This is a genomic window from Roseburia sp. MSJ-14, from assembly GCF_018918225.1.
Classification (GTDB): Bacteria; Bacillota; Clostridia; order Lachnospirales; family Lachnospiraceae; genus Petralouisia.
This window is the reverse complement of record NZ_JAHLQD010000009.1, coordinates 60,137-81,927: the sequence shown is the minus strand read 5'-3', so window position 1 is coordinate 81,927 and position 21,791 is coordinate 60,137. Positions and strand designations below refer to the sequence as shown.

Sequence of the window (21,791 nt, the reverse complement as noted above, 5' to 3'; positions counted from 1 at the left end):
AAATGAAAGATGATTAACAAGTTAGTAAAAAAGATTCAGCAGACCAATGCGCCGATTGTAGTAGGATTAGATCCTATGATGAATTACATTCCGGAGCATATTCAAAAGAAAGCGTTTGCTGAATATGGAGAGACTTTAGAAGGTGCAGCAGAAGCAATCTGGCAGTATAATAAAGAGATTATTGATAACACCTATGACCTGATACCGGCAGTAAAACCTCAAATTGCCATGTATGAACAGTTTGGAGTTCCGGGTATGAATGCATTTGTAAAAACCGTAGAATATTGTCATGAAAAAGATTTGGTAGTAATTGGTGATATTAAGCGTGGTGACATCGGCTCTACTTCTGCGGCATATGCAACTGCTCATATCGGAAAAGTGACGGTAGGTTCTAAGACCTATCACCCATTTGAAGAGGACTTCGTTACAGTCAATCCATATCTTGGTTCTGATGGAGTCAATCCTTTTATAGATGTATGCAAAGGAGAAAAAAAGGGAATTTTCGTATTAGTTAAAACTTCCAATCCTTCCAGCGGAGAGTTCCAGGACAGACTGATTGATGGAAAACCATTGTACGAGCATGTAGGTGAAAAAGTGGCAGAATGGGGCGCGCAGTGCATGGGCGATTCTTACAGCTATGTGGGAGCTGTCGTAGGTGCAACTTATCCGGAAATGGGACGCGTTCTTCGAAAAGTAATGCCAAAGAGCTTTATTCTGGTACCGGGGTATGGTGCGCAGGGTGGAAAGGCAGAAGACTTAGTGCCATTCTTTAACGAAGACGGATTAGGAGCAATTGTAAATTCCTCCAGAGGAATTATTGCAGCATATAAGCAAGAAGCATATGCAAAGTTTGGAGCAGAGCATTTTGCAGAAGCATCCAGAGCAGCAGTAGAAGCAATGGTTGCAGATATTAACGGAGCTTTAGAAAAAGCAGGAGTAAGATAGGAGAAAACGATGGCAGAGAAGTTTAAAGAACAGGCGGTAGTCATCCGTCAAGAAGAGATTTCTTATGGAATTTACAGTATGTGGTTAAAAACAGAGCAAATCGCAGGAAAGGCAAAACCGGGACAGTTTATATCCTTATATTGCCATGATGGAAGCCGTATGTTGCCACGTCCTATCAGTATTTGCGAGATAGATGCAAAGGACAATGCATTGCGTATTGTATACCGCGTGGCAGGAAAAGGAACAGAAGAATTTTCCGGTTTGTCCACAGGAGACAGCATTGAAATCGTAGGACCACTTGGAAATGGATTCCCATTAAAAGAAAAGAAAGCATTTTTAATCGGCGGAGGAATTGGAATTCCTCCAATGGTTGAATTGGCAAAACAGTTGAATTGTGAAAAACAAATGGTTTTAGGATATCGTGATACCTTATTTTTGCAGGAAGAATTTAAGGGATTGGGAAGTATGTATGTAGCAACCGAAGATGGTAGCTACGGTACCGAAGGAAACGTATTAGACGCTATTAAGGAAAATGGATTGGATGCAGAAATTATTTATGCTTGCGGACCAACACCAATGCTTAAGGCAATCAAAGAATACGCAATAGCCAATGGAATCGAATGTTGGTTATCCTTAGAAGAAAAAATGGCATGTGGAATCGGAGCCTGTCTTGCATGTGTATGCAAGTCAAAGGAAAAAGACAGCCATTCCAATGTAAATAATAAACGTGTCTGCAAAGAAGGACCGGTATTTCGTGCTGAGGAGGTGGAATTTTAATGAACATGGAAGTAAATCTTGCGGGTGTTACATTAAAAAATCCCGTTATGACAGCATCCGGAACTTTTGGTTCAGGAGAAGAATTTTCTGAATTTGTTGATTTGAATAAGCTTGGTGCAGTAGTAACCAAGGGAGTTGCCAATGTCCCATGGGAAGGCAATCCAACACCGAGAATCGCAGAGACTTATGGCGGTATGTTAAACGCAGTAGGACTTCAGAATCCCGGAATTGACTTATTTGTGCAAAGAGATATTCCGTTTTTGAAAAAATACGATACTAAAATCATTGTAAATGTATGTGGAAGAACTACAGAGGATTATTGTGAAGTAGTAGAACGATTGGCAGACCAGCCGGTAGATATGTTAGAAATTAACATTTCCTGCCCAAATGTAAAAGAGGGTGGAATCGCATTTGGACAGAATCCGAAGGCAGTAGAAGCTATTACAAAAGAAGTAAAGAAATACGCAAAGCAGCCGGTTATTATGAAGCTGAGCCCAAACGTAACGGATATTACAGAAATGGCAAAGGCAGCAGAAGCAGGTGGTGCAGATGTATTATCTCTTATTAATACTCTTACAGGAATGAAGATAGACATCAATCGCAGAAATTTTGCACTGGCAAATAAAACAGGTGGACTGTCCGGACCGGCAATACATCCGGTAGCAGTACGAATGGTATACCAGACTGCGCAGGCAGTAAAGATTCCAATCATTGGTATGGGAGGAATTGCAACAGCAGAAGATGCAATTGAAATGATTCTTGCTGGAGCAACAGCAGTATCTGTAGGAACAGCAAATTTCCATAATCCTATGGTAACAGAAGAAATTGTAAATGGAATAAGAGATTACATGGAAAGATATCAGGTGGCAGATATCAAAGAGCTCATCGGAGCGGTAAAATAAAAGAAAAGAGGATATATAAATGGAAGCGTACAAACAGGAATTTATTGAATTTATGGTAGACAGCCATGTATTAAAATTTGGAGAATTTATTTTAAAGAGTGGAAGAAAATCTCCATTTTTTATGAATGCAGGTGCATATGTAACAGGAACACAGCTTCGTAAATTAGGTGAATATTATGCAAAAGCAATCCATGAGCATTATGGAGATGATTTTGATGTATTATTCGGACCGGCATACAAGGGAATTCCATTAGGTGTAGTAACAGCCATTGCATATAGCAACTTATACGGAAAGGAAATCCGTTACTGTTCTAATCGTAAGGAAGTAAAAGATCATGGCGGAGATAAGGGAATTCTGTTAGGAAGCGAATTGAATGACGGCGATAAAGTAGTTATTATCGAAGATGTTACAACTTCCGGAAAATCCATGGATGAAACAGTTCCGATTATTCGTGCACAGGCAAAAATCGAGATAAAGGGATTAATGGTATCTTTAAATCGTATGGAGCGCGGTAAAGGAGAAAAGAGTGCCTTAGAAGAAATCAAAGACTTATACGGATTTGAGACAAATGCAATTGTAAGTATGCAGGATGTTGTAGAATATTTATATAATAAGCCATATAAGGGAAAAGTATATATTGATAATGAAATAAAAAAATCAATCGATCAGTATTATGCACAGTATGGTGCAAAATAGGAGGCGGACCATGAACGAGAAAACATATAAAACCATGAAATCAACCGGAGCCGGAAGTATTGCAATCGGAATTGTAGTATTAATTGGCGGAGTAGTATGTGGTGTGTTAGCAATCATCAATGGTGCAAGATTGTTAAGAAAAAAATCTGAAATTATATTTTAAGGGTTGGAAAATTGAAACGGGATTACAGAAAGATACTCCGGACATGTAGTAAAATCATGTTCGGAGTCTATATTATTTTTTTGATTTATTTTTTATTTTTTGCAGAAAGTACAGGTCGTACCTTTGAAGGTCGTACCTATCATTATAATTTGGTTCTGTTTAAAGAAATTGGGCGTTTTTGGCATCACCGAAAAACCCTTGGAGTTCTTCCTGTAATGTTAAATCTGGTAGGAAATGTGGTTGCATTTTTGCCGCTTGGATTTTTTTTGCCAATCATGTATCAGAAATGCCGTTCTTTTTTCTACACAGTATTTTTTTGCTTTGAATTTAGTCTGATTGTGGAGACAATACAGCTCATATCAAAAGTAGGAAGTTTTGATGTGGATGATTTATTGTTAAATACCATGGGCGGTGCCATAGGATATCTTTGTTTTATAACACTGAATTATATGAGGAGAAAACATCATGAGAAGAAGGAAGAGAACCAGCTATAAATTTACAGAGAAAACCCATTCCAAAAGAGGAAAACGGTCTTTGGCAATGGCAATTATTTCCGTTGTGGTAGGAATCTCAGTAGTAGTAATTTCCTTTCAAAATAGCGGAAACGCAAGTGTTTATGTAGGAAGTGCAGGACTTTTTTCATTGCTGCTGTCATTGGTGGCATTAGTGGAAGGAATTCGGAGCCTGCGAGAAGAAGAAAGTTATAAAATTTTCCCGGGATTGGGAACTTTTTTTTCCGCAGTAAGCTTTTTGGCATGGCTTGCTGTATATATAATAGGATTTATGAGTTAGGAGATAGAATGAAATGAGTTATCAGGAAGTTTTAAAACCATATCGTGAAGAGGTGGCAGAACGCTATCCGTTGGTAATGGAACGATTGGAGCAGATAGAAACAGAAGAAACGGTAGCAGAACCTTATCGTGATTATTTCCGTAAGGTAGCCCAGTTCCTGCAAATGCTAAAAAAAGAGGAAGAAGTGCTTACTGGTGGAGGGGCAGATAAGAGAACATTCGAAGAGTGGCAGAAGGTAAATCATGGATTATATGAAGAAATATTACCGGAAAACTACGGAAAAAGTTATGCTAATCCGGCATTTGCAGAAGAAGTGCTGGGAGATACTTTTGGAAAAATGTTCAGTGCCCTATATGCAGATATTCGTTCTTTGATTCCATGTGCATATCAAGGAAGAATTTATGAGATAACAATTTTCTGCGAGCTTTTAGTAGAAATCTATAATTGTTTTGAGGCAGAAGAGATTCCGGAAGAAAAGGAAATACAGCAGATTATCTACTGGTTTTACCATGATTACGGGGAATTGTTCATGGAGATAAATGTATTGTCCATGACCTGTTCAGAATTAGATTATGTAACCAAAATCATTATGAACAGTGACTTAGAGGATTTGTCTTATCTCTATCGTTACGGTTCTTATATTACCGAAAATGAGATAAAAACAGCCAGGTTTTTAAATTCTCTTTCCGGTGAGCAGATTCAGGCAATGGCAGATACTTATACGGAAGGGTATCGAATCGGATTTGAGGTAACAGGTAAGGATTTATCCAAGAAGAAATATGTGGATTTGCGTTATAATATCGGATTTGAACGTATGATGCGTGCAGCAGTTTCTAATTTTGCAAAGATGGGATTAAAACCGGTTGTGCCAAGAATAGAGAACTTTTCTTATAATGGAAGAGACAATGGAACTATGGCAGTAGAAAGTACACAGCCAAACCGTCAGTATTTGTATGATCATAAGGCAGACAGAGCCATGTATTTAGATAAAGCATTGGTGGAGCGACGTTTAGAGAGCTTAAAAACAGCCTATGAAAATCGAAAAGAGGATGCAGTATTGTATGCAGGACCGGCAGTAGTAGAGGTATTCGGTGAAGCGGGATTTGAACCAAAGGGCAATCCGTCTGCATATCAGTATAGTGAGAAACAGCAAAAACTCAATGTATATGCAGCTAATATGGAAAGCCAGATAACCAATGAGCACATTCATGGAGAAGAACGTAGTTTTACCATTATTGCATATCCAATTCCGGAGATTGGGCCAAAGTTTGAAGAAATCTTTGAAAAAACAGTAGAAATCAATACCTTGGATTATAAATTGTATCAGAATATGCAGCAAAAAATAATTGATGTGTTAGATGGTGCAGAGTATGTGCACATTACCGGAAAGGGAGCAAATAAAACAGATTTGACCGTAGCAATTCATCCATTGCAGAATCCGGAAAAAGAAAGTGCCTTTGAAAACTGTGTGGCAGATGTGAACATTCCGGTAGGAGAAGTGTTTACCTCTCCGGTGTTAAAGGGCACCAACGGACATCTACATGTAACAGAGGTCTTTTTAAACGGATTAAAATATTTAGACCTGGCATTGGATTTCAAAGATGGAATGATTGCTTCTTATACTTGTAAAAATTTTGATACCGAAGAGGAAAATCAGGCATTCTTAAAAGAAAATCTTTTAATGCATCATGAAACACTTCCGATGGGGGAATTTGCAATTGGAACCAATACCACAGCTTACAAAATGGGAATTGAATATGAGATTCAGGATAAGCTTCCGATTTTGATTGCGGAAAAGACAGGTCCGCACTTTGCAGTAGGTGATACTTGTTATAGTTGGGCAGAAGATACAGCTGTGTTTAATCCGGATGGGAAAGAAATTATTGCAAGAGAAAATGAGATTTCTGCGAAACGTAAAGAAGATGTAGAAAAGGCATACTTTAATTGCCATACAGATATTACGATTCCTTATGATGAGCTGAACAATATAACGGTAATTTATAAGGATGGAACAACAGCAGATGTTATTTGCGATGGTAAATTCGTGGTAGCGGGAACAGAAGAATTAAATAAGCCTTTAAACGAATAAAGGGCATTTTGTATTTGGAAAAATATGTGATATAATAATGTCAGCAATAGATAAAAAATGTGACTGCTTGCAGGCTAAGGTTTTTATCTATTAGCTGACTAAACAGACATGAGCAAGTAGGGCGAGTAGCCCGAATTGTGAATGGATGTTAGCAGTTTCGTGAGCTTGGAGAGCGAAGAAACTGCATTATTATATATAGTATACGAATGCCGTACAGTGAGGAAAAGCAGAGCTTTTTCGAATGTACACTGCGTAGTAAAGCTCGTATAAAATCATGATACAATTTATTAGCAGTTTCGTGATTTTGAAAAACAAAGAAATTTATAATACAAAGGAGTGGCTGAAATGGAAGAGTTCAGAGTAAAAGTACGAAGATTCAGTAACAAGGATAACCGAGTGGAAAAGGTCAATTATACCGCATTAATCATCGTAACATTATTAGAAGTATTATTGATTTTGGCATTATCGGTGCAGACTTTTGCGGTAAAAACAGATTATGGAATGTTAGGATTAATTCCATTGATTGTAATGTTAGTAGGGTGTATTGTAAACTGGTGTTACTATTTTAAGGATAAGTCTAGTAACAAGTTACGTTATATTATGTTGGCAACGTATTTGGTTGGATATGCATATTTAATGTTCACAGGAACGAGAATTATGGTAAGTACTTATATTTACCCGATTTTAGTGGTGGCAATTTTGTATTATGATAGAAAATTCAATGCAATTATGTGTGGAATTGCAGCAGGAATTTCCGTGATAAGAGCGCTGATATGGATGCCAAGTGGCTACCTCATATCAGATGACGAAGCTTTAACTAGTATCGTGCTGAGCTGTTTGATTTTTTGGGTGATTTTTATTGCAGGGAAAACAGCAAAGCAGTTTGACCACGATGCAATACATACGATGCAGGATGAAAAGAAGATGCAGGATATCATGGTACAGGATATTCTGAAAATTTCAGCTGCAGTTCGAAATGAAGTAGTAGACACAGACCAGTTGGTAGATAATGTAAGAACATCCTCTGATGTGGTACATAACTCTATCAAAGAGATATCAGTAAGTACACAAGTAACGGCAGAAAGTGTTCAGGAACAGACCACTATGACCTCTCAGATTCGTGAAGCTGTAGGTGAGACAGCAGAAAATGCGAAGATTATGGTACAGGCAGCAGCAGACTCAGCTAAGATGATAGATGAAAGTATGGAAGTCATGAACAATATGCGTCAGAGTGCAGCTAAGATTGGGGAAACCAATGCACTTGTGGCAGAGTCTATGAGTCAGTTACAAGAAAAGGCAAAGGAAGTACAGCAGATTACAGAAGTTATCTTTTCTATTTCCAGCCAGACGAATTTATTAGCATTAAATGCTTCTATTGAAAGTGCAAGAGCCGGAGAAGCAGGAAAAGGATTTGCAGTAGTTGCAGATCAGATTCGTGAATTGGCAGAACAGACCAGACAGTCCACAGAGAAGATTTCCGGTATTATAGAGGAATTAAATGTAGATGCACAGAATGCATCTCAGGTAGTAAATACTTCTATTGAGGCGATGAGTGAACAAAATGAGATGATTGAAAATGCATCAGATGGATTTGTGTCTATTCGTGATAATGTAGATACATTAGCTCAAAAAGTAGATGATATAGATAAGAAGATAGAAAATCTGGTATCATCCAATGACACAATTATTGAAAGTATCAGTCAGTTGTCAGCAACCAGTGAAGAAGTATCAGCCAGTGCCCAAGAAGCAGAAGAACGCAGTCAACAGAATCAGCGTGAGACACAGCAGGCAAAACAGCTGTTGAATAAGATGTTAGATACGGTACATGAATTCACTAAGTATCAGAATGATTCACAAGGTGATAAATAATCATAAATATATAAGCAGAAGGAGAACGATGATGGCAAAAGTAGGAATCGTAATGGGCAGTGACTCAGATATGCCAGTTATGGCAAAGGCAGCAGATATTTTAGAAGAATTAGGAATTGAGTATGAAATGACAATTATTTCTGCACATAGAGAACCTGATGTATTTTTTGAATATGCAAAGTCTGCTGAAGAAAAAGGATTTAAAGTAATTATTGCAGGAGCAGGAATGGCAGCACATCTTCCGGGTATGTGTGCAGCAATTTTCCCAATGCCGGTAATCGGTATTCCAATGCATACAACATCTTTGGGTGGAAGAGATTCTTTGTATTCTATCGTACAGATGCCTTCCGGTATTCCGGTAGCAACAGTTGCAATCAATGGCGGAGCAAATGCAGGACTTCTTGCAGCAAAGATTTTAGCAACATCTGATGAAGCATTACTTGGAAGATTAAAGGAATATTCCAAGAAGTTAAAAGAGCAGGTAGAAGCAAAAGATGCTAAATTGCAGAAAGTTGGTTATAAAGAATATAATAAGTAAAACCAAAAGATAAAAAGCAGGCAGTGATAATGTTGATACATCGTCACTGCCTGTTTTCATATCTTATTATTTCATATCCAGCCAAATTAAAAGGCAAAACTTAAAAGTCCAAATGCAAATAGAAGAAAAATCAATACGATTGCAATTAGTAGTAAAATAAGAAGCGTAATGGTAAGCTTTTTCCATTTGCCTTCCTTGAAAGTCAGGTACATCACATCGAATACATCAATGAAAAAGAAAAATTGTAAAATAGAATGCAGCACCGCAGTTGTACTAGAGCGAAATCCTGCCTTTTGGGATAAACACAAATAGGAAATGGTATAAGGTGCACCAAGAGCAAGTATCAGCCACCCAATAGCACATAATATCAATGCCATCGCAGGTCCGAAGAACAGCATAAATGGAACTGGCATAAGCGCAAGGAGAACGGTTGCAATAACAAAAATGCCCCCAATAACAAAAAACGGAATTAAGGCATATTTCACAAGTACGGCGCAATTAAGCATAATATGGCGGTATTCAGGTTTGCAACATTTTGCAGCAACAATAATATTCAGTATTCCGAAGATAAAACAAATATACTTAACATAGGACAAGATTGGAAAATCTTCTGAATACGAAGAAAATACCGGAAACAGGTACAAAGACACCACATATAAAAGTGGAAAAACATAAATACGGGTTAAATTTTTTGATTCGTTCATAACTTCCCTCATTTCTGTAAGATATAATAATAGTAACTTTTATACATTATAATAAAAGAAAAAAATTTTTTCAACTAAAACAATACTTGCAAATTTGAAAAAATATTGATATAATCATTTTCGTTGAAAATTTTACAAGGCAATTTAGATGAAAATGGTAGTGAGATGGTACGCATATCATCGTAACGAAAGTTATGAAATGCGTAGGTCTCGCTATTTTTTTGTACAATGAAAAGGAGGAAATTAAAATGCCAAAGACAAAGTTTCAAGAAGTTATTTTTACAATTATGATGGTACTGGTAATGGTGTATGCTATGGTGGTATACAATATTTCAATGGATAAGGGCGGACTGGAAAATCAAGTATTTTTGCTGGCATTTGGCGAATTAGGAATTATGGGCGTTATTGGTTTTGTTTTGGAAATGTTAATAGCAGGACCCTTAGCCAAAAAACTTGCATTTCGCTTAGTAACTCCAGGCGAAGATAAGTCAATTATTGTGATACTTGCTATTTCAGCCATGACAGTATGTGTAATGTGTCCGATGATGAGTTTGGTAGCAACGGTATTATTTAAGGGTGTTGACAGCCAATTGATTGCAAAGTGGATTCAGATTACAGTAGTAAATTTTCCAATGGCATTGTGTTGGCAGATATTTTTTGCAGGTCCACTGGTAAGAATGATATTTGGACGTATCTTTCCGGAAAAGTAAAAAGTGTTTTTATAAGAAAAAACGAATCAACACATCAAATAAATTAGTAAAACTAATAAAAACTATTACAATATATAATTGGCATTTCTATAGGAATCAAGGTACAATGTAAGAAGGAATATAACCATGATTTTTTATTGTAGGAGGAAAAACAATGGATTACAAGAATTCAGGTGTAGATATTGAAGCAGGATACAAGTCCGTAGAATTAATGAAGAAATATGTAAAGGAAACCATGCGTTCAGAAGTATTAGGTGGACTTGGTGGATTCTCAGGTGCGTTTTCTTTAAAGGCAATCAAAGAAATGGAGAACCCGGTTCTTTTATCTGGTACAGATGGATGTGGAACCAAGGTAAAACTTGCATTTCTTTTAGATAAGCATGATACTATCGGAATTGACTGTGTGGCAATGTGTGTAAATGATGTTGCTTGTGCAGGTGGAGAGCCATTGTTCTTCCTTGACTATATTGCATGCGGAAAGAACTACCCAGAGAAAATTGCAACCATCGTAAGTGGTGTTGCAGAAGGATGTAAACAGTCCGGATGTGCATTAGTTGGTGGAGAAACAGCAGAACACCCAGGACTTATGCCAGAAGATGAATATGATTTGGCTGGATTTGCAGTAGGTGTTGTAGATGAAAAAGATATTATTACCGGAAAAGATTTAAAGGCAAATGATGTATTGATTGGTATGGCATCTTCCGGTGTTCATTCCAATGGATTCTCTTTAGTTCGTAAGATTTTCCGTATGGACAAAGAAACATTAAATACATATTTTGATGAATTGGGAACTACACTTGGAGAAGCACTTCTTGCTCCAACCAGAATCTATGTGAAGGCACTTCGTTCTATCAAAGACGCAGGTATTCGTGTAAAAGCATGTAGCCATATTACCGGCGGTGGTTTCTATGAAAACGTACCAAGAATGTTACCGGAAGGAAAACATGCAGTAATCGAAAAGAACAGCTATGAAGTTCCACCAATCTTTAAGATGATGGCAAGAGAAGGAAATGTGGAAGAACAGATGATGTACAATACCTATAACATGGGAATTGGTATGATTGTAGCAGTTGACCCGGCAGACGTAGATAAAACAATGGAAGCTATTAAAGCGGCCGGAGATACTCCATATGTAATCGGAAAAATCGAAGATGGAGAAAAAGGAGTAACCTTATGCTAAAACTGGCAGTTCTCGTATCCGGTGGTGGTACTAATTTGCAGGCAATTATGGATGCCATAGATAATGGTACCATTACCAATGCTAAAATAGAGGTAGTAATCAGCAACAACCAAAATGCATATGCACTAGAACGTGCAAAACAGCATGGGATAGAAGCATTATGTATCGCTCCGAAAGAGTTTGAAAATCGCGAAGCATTTAATAAGGCATTTTTGGAAAAATTAGATAGCTTCGGAGTAGATTTGGTAGTACTGGCAGGATTTTTGGTAGTAATACCGGAAATCATGATTCAGAAATATCGTAATCGTATTATTAACATTCATCCATCACTGATTCCATCTTTTTGTGGGACAGGCTACTATGGCTTAAAGGTTCATGAAGGAGCTTTGGCAAGAGGTGTGAAAGTGACAGGAGCAACCGTTCATTTTGTGGACGAAGGAACAGATACCGGTCCGATTATTTTACAAAAGCCGGTGATGATAGAACAAGGGGATACACCGGAAGTTTTACAGCGTCGCGTGATGGAACAGGCAGAGTGGAAGATTTTACCACAGGCAATTGATTTGATTGCCAATGGAAAAGTAGAAGTAATCGATGGAAAAACAGTCATCAAGGACTAGGAGGCAACAATGAAAGTATTAATCGTAGGAAGTGGCGGAAGAGAACATGCCATTGCTACAAGTGTAGCGAAGAGCGCAAGAGTAGATAAGATATATTGTGCACCCGGAAACGCAGGAATTGGTCAGATTGCAGAATGTGTTCCAATCGGAGCAATGGAATTTGATAAATTAGTAGCATTTGCCAAAGAAAAAGAAATTGACTTTACGATTATCGGAATGGATGATCCATTAGTCGGTGGTGTTGTAGATGCATTTGAAGCAGAAGGTCTTAAAGTATTCGGACCAAGAAAAAATGCAGCAATCTTAGAAGGAAGCAAGGCTTTCTCAAAGGATTTAATGAAAAAGTACAATATTCCTACCGCAGCATATGAGAATTTTGATGATGCAGATAAGGCACTTGCATACTTAGAAACTGCAAAAATGCCAATCGTATTAAAAGCAGACGGACTTGCACTTGGAAAAGGTGTGTTAATCTGCAATACCTTAGAAGAAGCTAAGGCTGGTGTGCAGGAAATTATGTTGGATAAGAAGTTCGGTTCCGCAGGAAATCACATGGTAGTGGAAGAGTTTATGACCGGACGTGAAGTATCTGTACTTTCCTTTGTAGATGGAAAAACAATTAAGATTATGTCTTCTGCACAGGATCATAAACGTGCAAAAGATGGTGATCAGGGATTAAACACCGGTGGAATGGGAACATTTTCCCCAAGTCCATTCTACACTCCGGAAGTAGATGAGTTTTGCAAAAAATATGTATATCAGGCAACAGTAGATGCAATGGCAGCAGAAGGACGTCCCTTTAAAGGAGTTATTTTCTTTGGATTAATGCTTACCGAAGACGGACCAAAGGTATTAGAGTATAATGCACGTTTCGGTGATCCGGAGGCACAGGTAGTTTTACCGAGAATGAAGAATGATATCATTGATGTAATGGAAGCATGTGTGAATGGAACATTAGACCAGATTGACTTACAGTTTGAAGATAATGCAGCAGTATGTGTGGTATTAGCATCTGATGGTTATCCGGTATCTTATGAGAAAGGATTGCCAATCGAAGGTCTTGAGAACTTTGATGGAAAAGACGGCTATTACTGTTTCCATGCCGGAACAGCATTGAAGGATGGAAAGATTGTTACCAATGGCGGACGTGTGCTTGGAGTAACAGCAAAAGGAAAAGACTTAAAAGAAGCTCGCGCTAATGCTTATGCAGCAACAGAGTGGATTCAGTTTGCAAATAAATATATGCGTCACGATATAGGAAAGGCTATTGACGAGGCATAAGAAAAAAAGTCATGTAAGAAATATAACAAATATAAATATATTGTAGTAGAAAGGAATCTGTTTTGCAGAATGGCAGGACAGATTCTTTTTCTATCATAGGAAATACTGTGTTACATTGAAGTGCAAAAAGTCTGGTGAGTGGACTCTTTATTCTATCATAGGAAACATTCGTTACATGAATGTGTGAGTGGTGCAAAAAAAATTGTCTGAATATAGTGATAAAGTGCTAAAAATATATAAGTTTTTTGTCAATCATAAAAAAATGATATAAAACACAGAAAAGTAATATTGACAGAATATGAAAAAATAAATAAAAATAGAAGAGTAGGTAAGGGAGGTATCAAATTTTTTAAGGAGGAAAAAAGAAAAATGAGACAAAAAGAGAGAAGGTTTTTTAGTCTGATATTAACATGGCTGATGCTGTGTTCTGCAGTTCTTGGTATTACTACGGGGACAACACTTCAGGCTAACGCTGCGGAGGTATCTACCGTAGCAACTGTATCATCATCCAACATTGAAGCACAAGATGATATACAGGATGGGGTTACATTACATTGTTGGAACTGGTCCTACAATAATATTACAGCGAATTTGGATACAATTGCTGCGCAGGGGTACACAGCAATTCAGACATCACCGATTCAATTCGCGAAAGAGGCTACGACTGGAAAGTCAGTAGGTACAAATTGGTGGGTATATTATCAGCCGGCAGGATTTTTTATTGATAACACAGGAAACAGTGCACTTGGAACAAAGGCAGAATTTGAAAATATGTGTCAGAAAGCACACGAAAAAGGAATCAAGGTTATTGTAGACGTAGTTGCAAACCATATGGGAAATCAGACAAGAAATAACCTTGCAACAACCATTGTTCCGGATATTCGTAATGATGCAAGCTGCTGGCATGATATTACAAAAAATACAACAGATTATAGCAATAGATATGATATTACACAGCATTGTATGGATGGACTTCCAGATTTAAATACAGGAAGTGGCAAAATTCAAAACTATGTATTAAATTATTTAAAAGAGTGTATTGATGCAGGGGTAGATGGTTTCCGTTTTGATGGTGCAAAACATATTGAAACTCCAGAGGATTCTTCTTCCGGATGCGGAAGTAATTTCTGGCCAACTGTTATCAATGGCGCGACCTCTTATGCAAAATTTACAAGAAATATAGATTTATATTGCTACGGAGAAGTGTTAGACGCTCCGGATAGTTCCGGAAAATTACCAATTACTGCTTACACAAAATACATGAGTGTAACAGATAATCAGACAGGAAATGATGTTCGTAATAATGTAAACAGTGGAAATGCTTCTAGCGCAGCATCTTCTTATTATTACAAGGCAGCAGCAGGAGCAGATAAATTAGTATTATGGGCAGAATCTCACGATACTTATGCAGACAATAAGTCTTCCGGAGTATCTACAGAAAATATCAATAAGACATGGGCAATTGTTGCAGCAAGAAGTAAAGCAATGGATCTTTATTTTGCAAGACCATACAGTCGTTCTAGCAAACTTGGTGATGCAGATAGAACTGGATGGGCAAATACAGAAGTTGCAGCAGTCAATAAGTTCCATAATGCTTTTGCAGGTCAGGAAGAATATATGCGTGCAGAGGGAAGTATTGCATATTGTGAAAGAGGAACTTCCGGTGTTGTTCTGGTAAATTGTAATACAGACCCAAGAAAACAAAGTGTAGAGGTAAATGTAAAAGCAAATCAAATGGCATCTGGTACATATAAAGATCAGATTACAGGTGAGACGTTTACGGTACAAAATGGACGGATTAGCGGAAAAATCGGAAATACCGGAATTGCAGTTGTATACAATGCAGAAACAAATCCAACCGCATCTATTTCTCCAAATGGAGGAAATTTCTCTAGTGATACTTATAAGGTAACCGTTGGAATGAAGAATGCAGACAGCGCAACCTATCAGGTAGGAAATAAAGCTGCACAGGCATTCAGCGGAACAAAAGAAATTACCATTGGCGAAGGAATGGAAGTTGGAGACAGTGTTACTGTTACTGTAGTTGCTGTAAAAGGCGACAAGCAGGATAAGGTTTCTTATACTTTTACAAAAGTAGAAAAGTCAGAAAATATTGCATACATTAAGTTACCGTCAGGCTGGTCTGAACCGGTATATTGTTATGCTTATGATTCAGCTACAGAAACCAAGAATAATGGCGTATGGCCAGGGGAAAAAATGACAAGTGAAGGAAACGGAATATATAGCTGTGAAATATCAGAAGAGATTGAAGCACCAAGAGTTATTTTCTATAGCAACAATATAAATCGTTATCCGGCAGATATGGAAGACGGATTATTGTTAAATGGTTCTATGATTTACAAGGATGGTAGCTGGGAAAGCTATACACCGGCAGAGAGCGGAAGTGTGGAAGTGGCATATGTGGATGAAGCTGGAAATCAGTTAGCAGATAGCGAAATCCAGACGGGATTAGTCGGAAGTAATTATGTAACAACTGCAAAACCAATCAACGGATATACATTAAAAACAACTCCGGACAATGCATCAGGCATATATGTAAAAGGAATTATCAAAGTTACTTACGTTTATGAAAAGAGTGACGTAGTAGCAGGAAATACAGCATATATTGAACTGCCATCTGGTTGGAAAAGTGACGTATACTGTTATGTATATTCACAAAATGATGAGTCGGTAAAAAATGCTGCATGGCCGGGGGTAAAAATGACAAAAGTATCTGGAAATATCTATAAATATGATGTACCGGATACCATTGCAAATCCATTAGTTGTTTTTAACGACAAGAACCAACAGTATCCAGCCTCCATGCAAAAGGGACTCTCCTTAAAAGGTTCCATGATTTATCAGGGAAATCAGTGGAAGAATTATACTGGAGAAATAGTGGAGACAAAGAATATTGCATACTTTAAAAAGCCTGCAAACTGGAAAAGTGACGTATACTGTTATGTATATTCCGCAGATAATGAATCTGTGAGAAATAGTGCATGGCCAGGTGTGAAAATGACAGTAAATGCAGACGGTACATATCAGTATGAAGTATCAAATGATATCGCCAATCCGTTAGTTATTTTTACGGATGGAACCAATCAGTGTCCGGCAGCTATGCAGAAAGGACTTTCATTGAAAGGTTCTATGATCTATGACAATGGAAGTTGGAGTATATATCAGTAAAAGATATTTTTAACACCATTATTATGAAAATACGAAGGGTTGCTTTCTTATGATAAAAATTGTAAGTAGCAGCCCTTTTGTGAAAAAGTCACAAAAAAGTAAAAAAAAGAAAAAATATATTGACAAAAGTAATAAAGAGAATTATGATAAATCTATCAAATGCAAACGTTTGCATTTATTTTTTGCAGAACAGTGCAAACGTTTGCACAAAGGAGAGAATATGACAGTTACAATAAAAGATATTGCAAAAAAAGTGGGCGTGAATCCCTCAACAGTTTCGAGAGTAATTAATGGAACTGCAAGTATTTCAAATGAAACAAAGGAAAAAATTTATGCAACTATGAAAGAAATGGATTATTACCCAAATAGTTTAGCGAGAAGTTTGGTAAATGGGAGTACTTTTACCATTGGATTGGTTATGGATGCAGGTAATCGAGATGCTTTTTCAAATGCATTTTTTATTCAAAGTGTTTCTGCGATTGAAACAGTTTCTCAGGAGCGGGGTTATAATTTGCTGATTACCAGTGACAAGAATTTAGAGAATGAAAATGCAGTAAAACATTTGGTGCTTGAACATAAAGTAGATGGTGTGATTCTTCCGATTTCCAGTATGACGAAAAAATTGGTTGAATTCTTTCTTAATAATGAAACTCCTTTTGTAATAATGGGAGAGCCGGAAGAGAAGCAGCCAGAGGTTTGCTGGGTTGATATGGATAATGAGCAGGGAGGAAGTCTGGCAGTTACACACTTACTGGACTGTGGATACAAACACCCTGTTTTACTTGTAGAGAGTCAGGAAGAGATGTTTGAGAAGAAGAGAATTCTTGGATTTCAGAGAGAACTAGAAAGAAGAAAAATGTTTGAAAATCGAGAAGATATTGTAGAATGTGGAAAACAGGGAAAACAGGTTAGCGCCTGGGTTTCAAAATTGTTACGAGGAGAGGTAAGTGGAGACAGTATTATTTGTACAAATAACATTGTGGCATATCATGTATTACAGGAATTAAAGAAAGGAGGGAAAAAAATCCCAGAGGATATAGGGGTAATGACCTTTGACAATTATCCTTTGGCGGAGTACATGGAACCAGCACTTACAGTAGTAGATGTAAATACCTATATGCTGGGAGAAGAGGCTGCAATCGTATTATTTGATAAAATAAAACAGGTTGAAAAAAAGGAAAAGAATATTTTAATTCCAACCAAGATTATGAAACGCAAATCGACACAAAAAGGAGGCTGAGATGTGAAAAGGGAAGCAGTATTTCATATCAATACAGAAGAATTTGTTTATCCGGTGTCCAGAAATCAGTTAGTAGTAAAAATAAGAACTGCTAAAAAAGAGATAAAAAAGTGTAGCGTGATTTATTGGGACAGAACAGATAAAACAAAGAAAAAAGAGGCAGTGTTGTCATGTAGTGAAAGAGACGAACTGTTTGATTATTTTCAGGGAAGACTTTTGTTTTCCAAAATAGCAAGATATCATAAATACTATTTTTGTTTGGAGGATATTGAAGGAAAACAGTGGTACTATACAGTAAATGGTATAAGTAGAATGATACCGGATGATGGTTATTTTGAATATTTATATGCCAATGAGAAGGATGTTATTTCTTATCCTAAATGGGCAAAGGGAATTGTATATTATCAGATATTTCCAGAGCGATTTTGTAATGGAGATAAGGAAAACAATCCTAAAGGTTGTCAGGAATGGGGAACCATGCCTACAAGAGAAAATTATATGGGAGGTGATTTAAAGGGAATTACAGAAAAAATTACTTATTTAAGTCAACTGGGGGTTGAATGTTTGTATTTGAATCCGATTTTTGAGGGTGATTTTAACCATAAGTATGCAACCACCGATTATTTTGAAATAGATCCCATATTTGGGACAAAGGAAGATTTTCGAAAGTTAGTAGAAAGATGCCATTATTATGGAATAAAAATTATTCTGGATGGAGTCTTTAATCACACTGGAGTTTGTTTTAAACAATTTCAGGATATTTTAGAAAAACAAGAGAAGTCGGAGTATAAAAATTGGTTTTTCATTGAACATTATCCGGTGAAAATTACACATTATGATTATGAATGTGTAGGTGCATATAAGTGGATGCCGAAGCTAAATTCTTCAAATAAAGAAGTAAGGCAATTTATCTTACAGGTAATGGAATATTGGATAAAAGAATTTCAAATTGATGGATGGAGGTTGGATGTTTCTGATGAAGTAGATAGTACTGTGTGGCAGGAAGCAAGACTATATTTAAAAGAAAGATATCCGCAGATTTTGTTAATAGGAGAAACGTGGGGATATGGTGGCAGGCTTTTGCGTGGAAACCAATTAGATACAGTTATGAATTATATGTTTCGAGATGCAGTAAAAGAATATTTTGGAACAGAGCAAATTTCTGCAGAAGTATTTGATTATCGTCTCAATCATATGTTGGGACTTTATAGACAAGAAACAAATCAGATTATGTACAATCTGATAGATAGTCACGATACAGAGCGTTTTTTATTTTATTGCAAGGAAGATAAGAAAAAAATGAAACTTGCAGTTGCATTTCAAATATTATTTATTGGTTCGCCGGCAATCTATTATGGTGATGAAGTGGGAATGACAGGAGACAATGACCCGGATTGCAGAAGGTGTATGTTGTGGGGAGAGAATGCAGATAACGCTATGTATAACTGGTATCGAAAGTTCATTCAGATCAGAAAAAAGTATGACGCAGTCAGAACAGGAAATTATCGTACCATAATTGTAGATAATGATAGAAATATTTTTGGCTTTTTGAGAAGAGAAGGAACAGAGCATATTTATGTAATCATCCACAAAGGAAAAGATGAACAGGAAGTTCAATGCCCGGTACTTGAAGAAGCTGAATATGAAGAAATTTTAGAGGGACAGAGTTTCACCTGTGAGAAAGTACAAAACAGACAGAGATTTTACAATGGGGACATAACAGAATATCGAGCAGTAATTTCACTGAAAATGAAACCGTATTCTGTAAAAGTCATAAGCAAAAAGAAGGAGGAAAAAGAAAATGAAAGGATGTAAAAAAATACTGGCAATTTTACTCACTACCGTAACATGCTTGGCGGCTATGACCGGATGTGGAAAATCACCAGTAAAATCTGAAACCGACTCGAAGAGCCGAGAAACAGCAAAGGAAAATGGGGGAGAAGTTACGATTAACTTCTGGCATCATTACAGTGCACAATCAGCAGAAAATGATACCTTAACAAAGGTGTTAATTCCCAAATTTGAAGAGGAAAACCCCGGAATTAAAGTAAATGCGGTTTCCCATGAATGGGCTGATTTACATGAAAAACTGTTAATCAGCGCACAGTCAGATACATTACCCGATGTAGCAAGACTTGACAGTGCATGGGTTCCAGAATTACAAGAAATGGGAATACTGGTTCCATTGGATGAAGAAATGTCAGACTTTGGGGAAGTCGCTGACGGTCTTTTGGAAAGTGCCATGAGTACTGCCGTGATTGGAAAACATACCTATGGTTTAGCATTAAATACGAATACTAAAATTTTGTTTTATAATGTACAGGCACTGAAAGATGCCGGAATTGAAGTTCCAAAAACCATGGATGAATTTGTAAAAGCTGTAAAAGAATTATCCGGAACAAACAGTGCAGGACAACAGATTTGGGGGTATGATGAACCAGGATTAGCCGGTTGGAATCTGTGTCCGTTTATCTGGAGCATGGGAGGTTCCATTACCAATGAAGAAGAAACCCAGGCTTCAGGCTATATTAACAGTCCTGAGACAGTAAAAGCAATTGAAACATTGCAGGAACTTTATCAGGATGGTGCAATTACCGGTTGGAACAGCGGAGATATTCCAATGACGGACGGATTTGGAACAGGCAGATATATGATGCTGTTAGAAGGTCCGTGGAAAATCTCCGAAATGGAGGGTGCTTATCCTGACTTCGAATACGCTACTGCGGAAGTTCCGGCAGGAAAAGGTGGATCCATTTCTGTATTAGGTGGAGAAGATATAGCAATGTTTAATAGTGCACACAAAGAAGCTGCATGGAAATTTATGAAGTTTATGACAAGCGAGTATGCACAGGAAGAAATGGCAAAGTGTGATCAGATTCCGGTTAATAAAGAAGCACTGGAATCTGATACAGTAAAACAAGCCAATTTTGCTCCATTTTTGGATGCAATTACAACTGCCAAGTCAAGACCTACGGTATCCTGTTGGTCAGAAATGGATAATGAATTATCCGTAGCAGTCACCTCTGTAATGAATGGTGAAAAAACAGCACAGGAAGCAATGGACGAACTGGCAGAAAAATATGATGAAATGCTATCTCTTCTTTATAAATAATTATTATAGCTTGAAAAAATAATAAAGTCAAATAGCTGGGGCTGTCGCACTGGCAGCCCTGCTTTTTATATCTAAAGTAGGAAGGCGTGCATTATGAAAACATCCAAAAAGAGTAGAATAGAAATTGTTTTATTGTTGCTTCCAGGGTTGCTGGTATTTGGAATTTTTACAGTATATCCTATTATAAAGTTATTTATAATGAGTTTTTTTCAATGGGATTTTGGGAGCATGTTTGGACAGAGTTTTATTGGATTAGAAAATTACAGGGAAGTGATACAGGACAAGTATTTTCAAACTGCATTTGTAAATTCCCTGATATATACATTAGTTACAGTACCGGGACAAATGGTATTAGGACTTTTAATAGCACTTTTGTTGAATAAAATAGCAAGATTTAAAGTGGGATATCGAGTATTGTATTATTTACCGGTGATTACATCATGGGTAGTAGCTTCTTTGATATTTAAATATGTTTTTAATACAGAGGGATTGTTAAATTATTTTTTGACAAATGTAATACATATTACTATTCAGAATGTACATTGGTTGGATACGCGCTGGGGGGGACTTGCAGTGGCGATGCTTCTGGGAATATGGAAGGGAATCGGCTGGAATATGGTGGTGTTTTTAGCAGCATTGCAGACAGTTCCAAATGATTTATATGAAGCAGCTTCAATTGATGGTGCCGGTGCAATTAATAAATTTTTTCATGTTACATTGCCAAGCATTAGAGGAACAATATTATTTGCTTTGGTAATGCTTACGATAGGTGGATTTAATGTATTTACTTCTACCAAAATGATTACAGGAGGAGAACCGGGACATCAGACGGATGTAATTTTGACATGGATGTATTATAAAGCATTTAGTACAGGTGCATTTGGTTATTCAGCAGCATTATCATTTATTACTACAATTGTTTTAGCGTGCCTGGCATTAATTCAGTTCAAAATGATGAGGCAAGAGGATAAGTAGGAGGAAGC

The 21,791-nt window shown here is 37.2% G+C and carries 20 protein-coding genes; 19 read left to right on the top strand and 1 reads right to left on the bottom strand.

From position 1 onward, the window contains the following. The first annotated feature begins 9 nt into the window (after nucleotides 1–9). The 10 genes from pyrF to purE all read left to right on the top strand — a co-directional run bounded on the left by pyrF (nucleotide 10) and on the right by purE (nucleotide 8,772). On the top strand, nucleotides 10–945 hold the full coding sequence (gene pyrF, locus KQI83_RS06235; RefSeq protein ID WP_216555643.1) for an orotidine-5'-phosphate decarboxylase: 936 nt from the start codon (nucleotides 10–12) through the stop codon (nucleotides 943–945). A 9-nt stretch (nucleotides 946–954) separates the two neighbouring features. Then, entirely contained in the window at nucleotides 955–1,722 is a 768-nt protein-coding gene (locus tag KQI83_RS06230) for a dihydroorotate dehydrogenase electron transfer subunit (protein WP_216555639.1), read from the top strand. Further along, a complete protein-coding gene (locus KQI83_RS06225) occupies nucleotides 1,722–2,624 on the top strand; it encodes a dihydroorotate dehydrogenase (RefSeq protein ID WP_216555636.1) in 903 nt (300 codons plus the stop codon). The genes KQI83_RS06230 and KQI83_RS06225 overlap by 1 nt, the downstream gene beginning before the upstream one ends. Before the next feature lie 19 nt (nucleotides 2,625–2,643). Then, complete coding sequence (pyrE, locus tag KQI83_RS06220; protein WP_216555632.1) at nucleotides 2,644–3,321, top strand: orotate phosphoribosyltransferase; 678 nt, start codon at nucleotides 2,644–2,646, stop codon at nucleotides 3,319–3,321. A 10-nt stretch (nucleotides 3,322–3,331) separates the two neighbouring features. Further along, nucleotides 3,332–3,484 (top strand): hypothetical protein, encoded by a 153-nt coding sequence (locus tag KQI83_RS06215; protein ID WP_216555630.1) that lies wholly within the window; start codon nucleotides 3,332–3,334, stop codon nucleotides 3,482–3,484. Nucleotides 3,485–3,540: 56 nt separating this feature from the next. Further along, entirely contained in the window at nucleotides 3,541–3,978 is a 438-nt protein-coding gene (locus KQI83_RS06210; protein WP_216555627.1) for a VanZ family protein, read from the top strand. Continuing rightward, nucleotides 3,950–4,276, top strand: coding sequence for a DUF6142 family protein (locus KQI83_RS06205; protein WP_216555624.1), 327 nt, complete (start codon nucleotides 3,950–3,952; stop codon nucleotides 4,274–4,276). Before KQI83_RS06210 ends, KQI83_RS06205 begins: the two co-directional genes overlap by 29 nt. A gap of 13 nt (nucleotides 4,277–4,289) precedes the next feature. Next, complete coding sequence (locus tag KQI83_RS06200; protein WP_216555622.1) at nucleotides 4,290–6,365, top strand: aminopeptidase; 2,076 nt, start codon at nucleotides 4,290–4,292, stop codon at nucleotides 6,363–6,365. 345 nt (nucleotides 6,366–6,710) lie between these two features. Further along, on the top strand, nucleotides 6,711–8,234 hold the full coding sequence (locus KQI83_RS06195; protein WP_216555616.1) for a methyl-accepting chemotaxis protein: 1,524 nt from the start codon (nucleotides 6,711–6,713) through the stop codon (nucleotides 8,232–8,234). 31 nt (nucleotides 8,235–8,265) lie between these two features. Continuing rightward, complete coding sequence (purE, locus tag KQI83_RS06190; protein WP_216555693.1) at nucleotides 8,266–8,772, top strand: 5-(carboxyamino)imidazole ribonucleotide mutase; 507 nt, start codon at nucleotides 8,266–8,268, stop codon at nucleotides 8,770–8,772. 86 nt (nucleotides 8,773–8,858) lie between these two features. Here purE and KQI83_RS06185 read toward each other — a convergent pair whose 3' ends face one another. After that, the gene (locus KQI83_RS06185; protein WP_216555613.1) at nucleotides 8,859–9,476 is read right to left on the bottom strand and encodes a hypothetical protein; all 618 of its coding nucleotides are present in this window, start codon (nucleotides 9,474–9,476) and stop codon (nucleotides 8,859–8,861) included. 248 nt (nucleotides 9,477–9,724) lie between these two features. Here KQI83_RS06185 and KQI83_RS06180 point away from each other — a divergent pair, with 248 nt between their 5' ends. The 9 genes from KQI83_RS06180 to KQI83_RS06140 all read left to right on the top strand — a co-directional run bounded on the left by KQI83_RS06180 (nucleotide 9,725) and on the right by KQI83_RS06140 (nucleotide 21,783). Then, nucleotides 9,725–10,186, top strand: a complete 462-nt coding sequence (locus KQI83_RS06180; protein ID WP_216555609.1) for a DUF2798 domain-containing protein — start codon at nucleotides 9,725–9,727, stop codon at nucleotides 10,184–10,186. Nucleotides 10,187–10,340: 154 nt separating this feature from the next. Further along, nucleotides 10,341–11,366 (top strand): phosphoribosylformylglycinamidine cyclo-ligase, encoded by a 1,026-nt coding sequence (gene purM, locus KQI83_RS06175; protein ID WP_216555604.1) that lies wholly within the window; start codon nucleotides 10,341–10,343, stop codon nucleotides 11,364–11,366. Beyond that, on the top strand, nucleotides 11,360–11,986 hold the full coding sequence (purN, locus tag KQI83_RS06170) for a phosphoribosylglycinamide formyltransferase (RefSeq protein ID WP_216555602.1): 627 nt from the start codon (nucleotides 11,360–11,362) through the stop codon (nucleotides 11,984–11,986). Before purM ends, purN begins: the two co-directional genes overlap by 7 nt. A gap of 9 nt (nucleotides 11,987–11,995) precedes the next feature. Then, on the top strand, nucleotides 11,996–13,267 hold the full coding sequence (gene purD / locus KQI83_RS06165; protein ID WP_216555600.1) for a phosphoribosylamine--glycine ligase: 1,272 nt from the start codon (nucleotides 11,996–11,998) through the stop codon (nucleotides 13,265–13,267). A gap of 369 nt (nucleotides 13,268–13,636) precedes the next feature. Next, the gene (locus tag KQI83_RS06160) at nucleotides 13,637–16,456 is read left to right on the top strand and encodes a starch-binding protein (protein WP_216555597.1); all 2,820 of its coding nucleotides are present in this window, start codon (nucleotides 13,637–13,639) and stop codon (nucleotides 16,454–16,456) included. 220 nt (nucleotides 16,457–16,676) lie between these two features. Next, nucleotides 16,677–17,696, top strand: coding sequence for a LacI family DNA-binding transcriptional regulator (locus tag KQI83_RS06155; protein WP_216555594.1), 1,020 nt, complete (start codon nucleotides 16,677–16,679; stop codon nucleotides 17,694–17,696). A 3-nt stretch (nucleotides 17,697–17,699) separates the two neighbouring features. After that, nucleotides 17,700–19,511, top strand: coding sequence for a glycoside hydrolase family 13 protein (locus tag KQI83_RS06150; protein WP_216555592.1), 1,812 nt, complete (start codon nucleotides 17,700–17,702; stop codon nucleotides 19,509–19,511). Further along, entirely contained in the window at nucleotides 19,498–20,808 is a 1,311-nt protein-coding gene (locus KQI83_RS06145; RefSeq protein WP_216555588.1) for an extracellular solute-binding protein, read from the top strand. The genes KQI83_RS06150 and KQI83_RS06145 overlap by 14 nt, the downstream gene beginning before the upstream one ends. A gap of 93 nt (nucleotides 20,809–20,901) precedes the next feature. After that, a complete protein-coding gene (locus KQI83_RS06140; protein WP_216555585.1) occupies nucleotides 20,902–21,783 on the top strand; it encodes a carbohydrate ABC transporter permease in 882 nt (293 codons plus the stop codon). Nucleotides 21,784–21,791 lie beyond the last annotated feature (8 nt).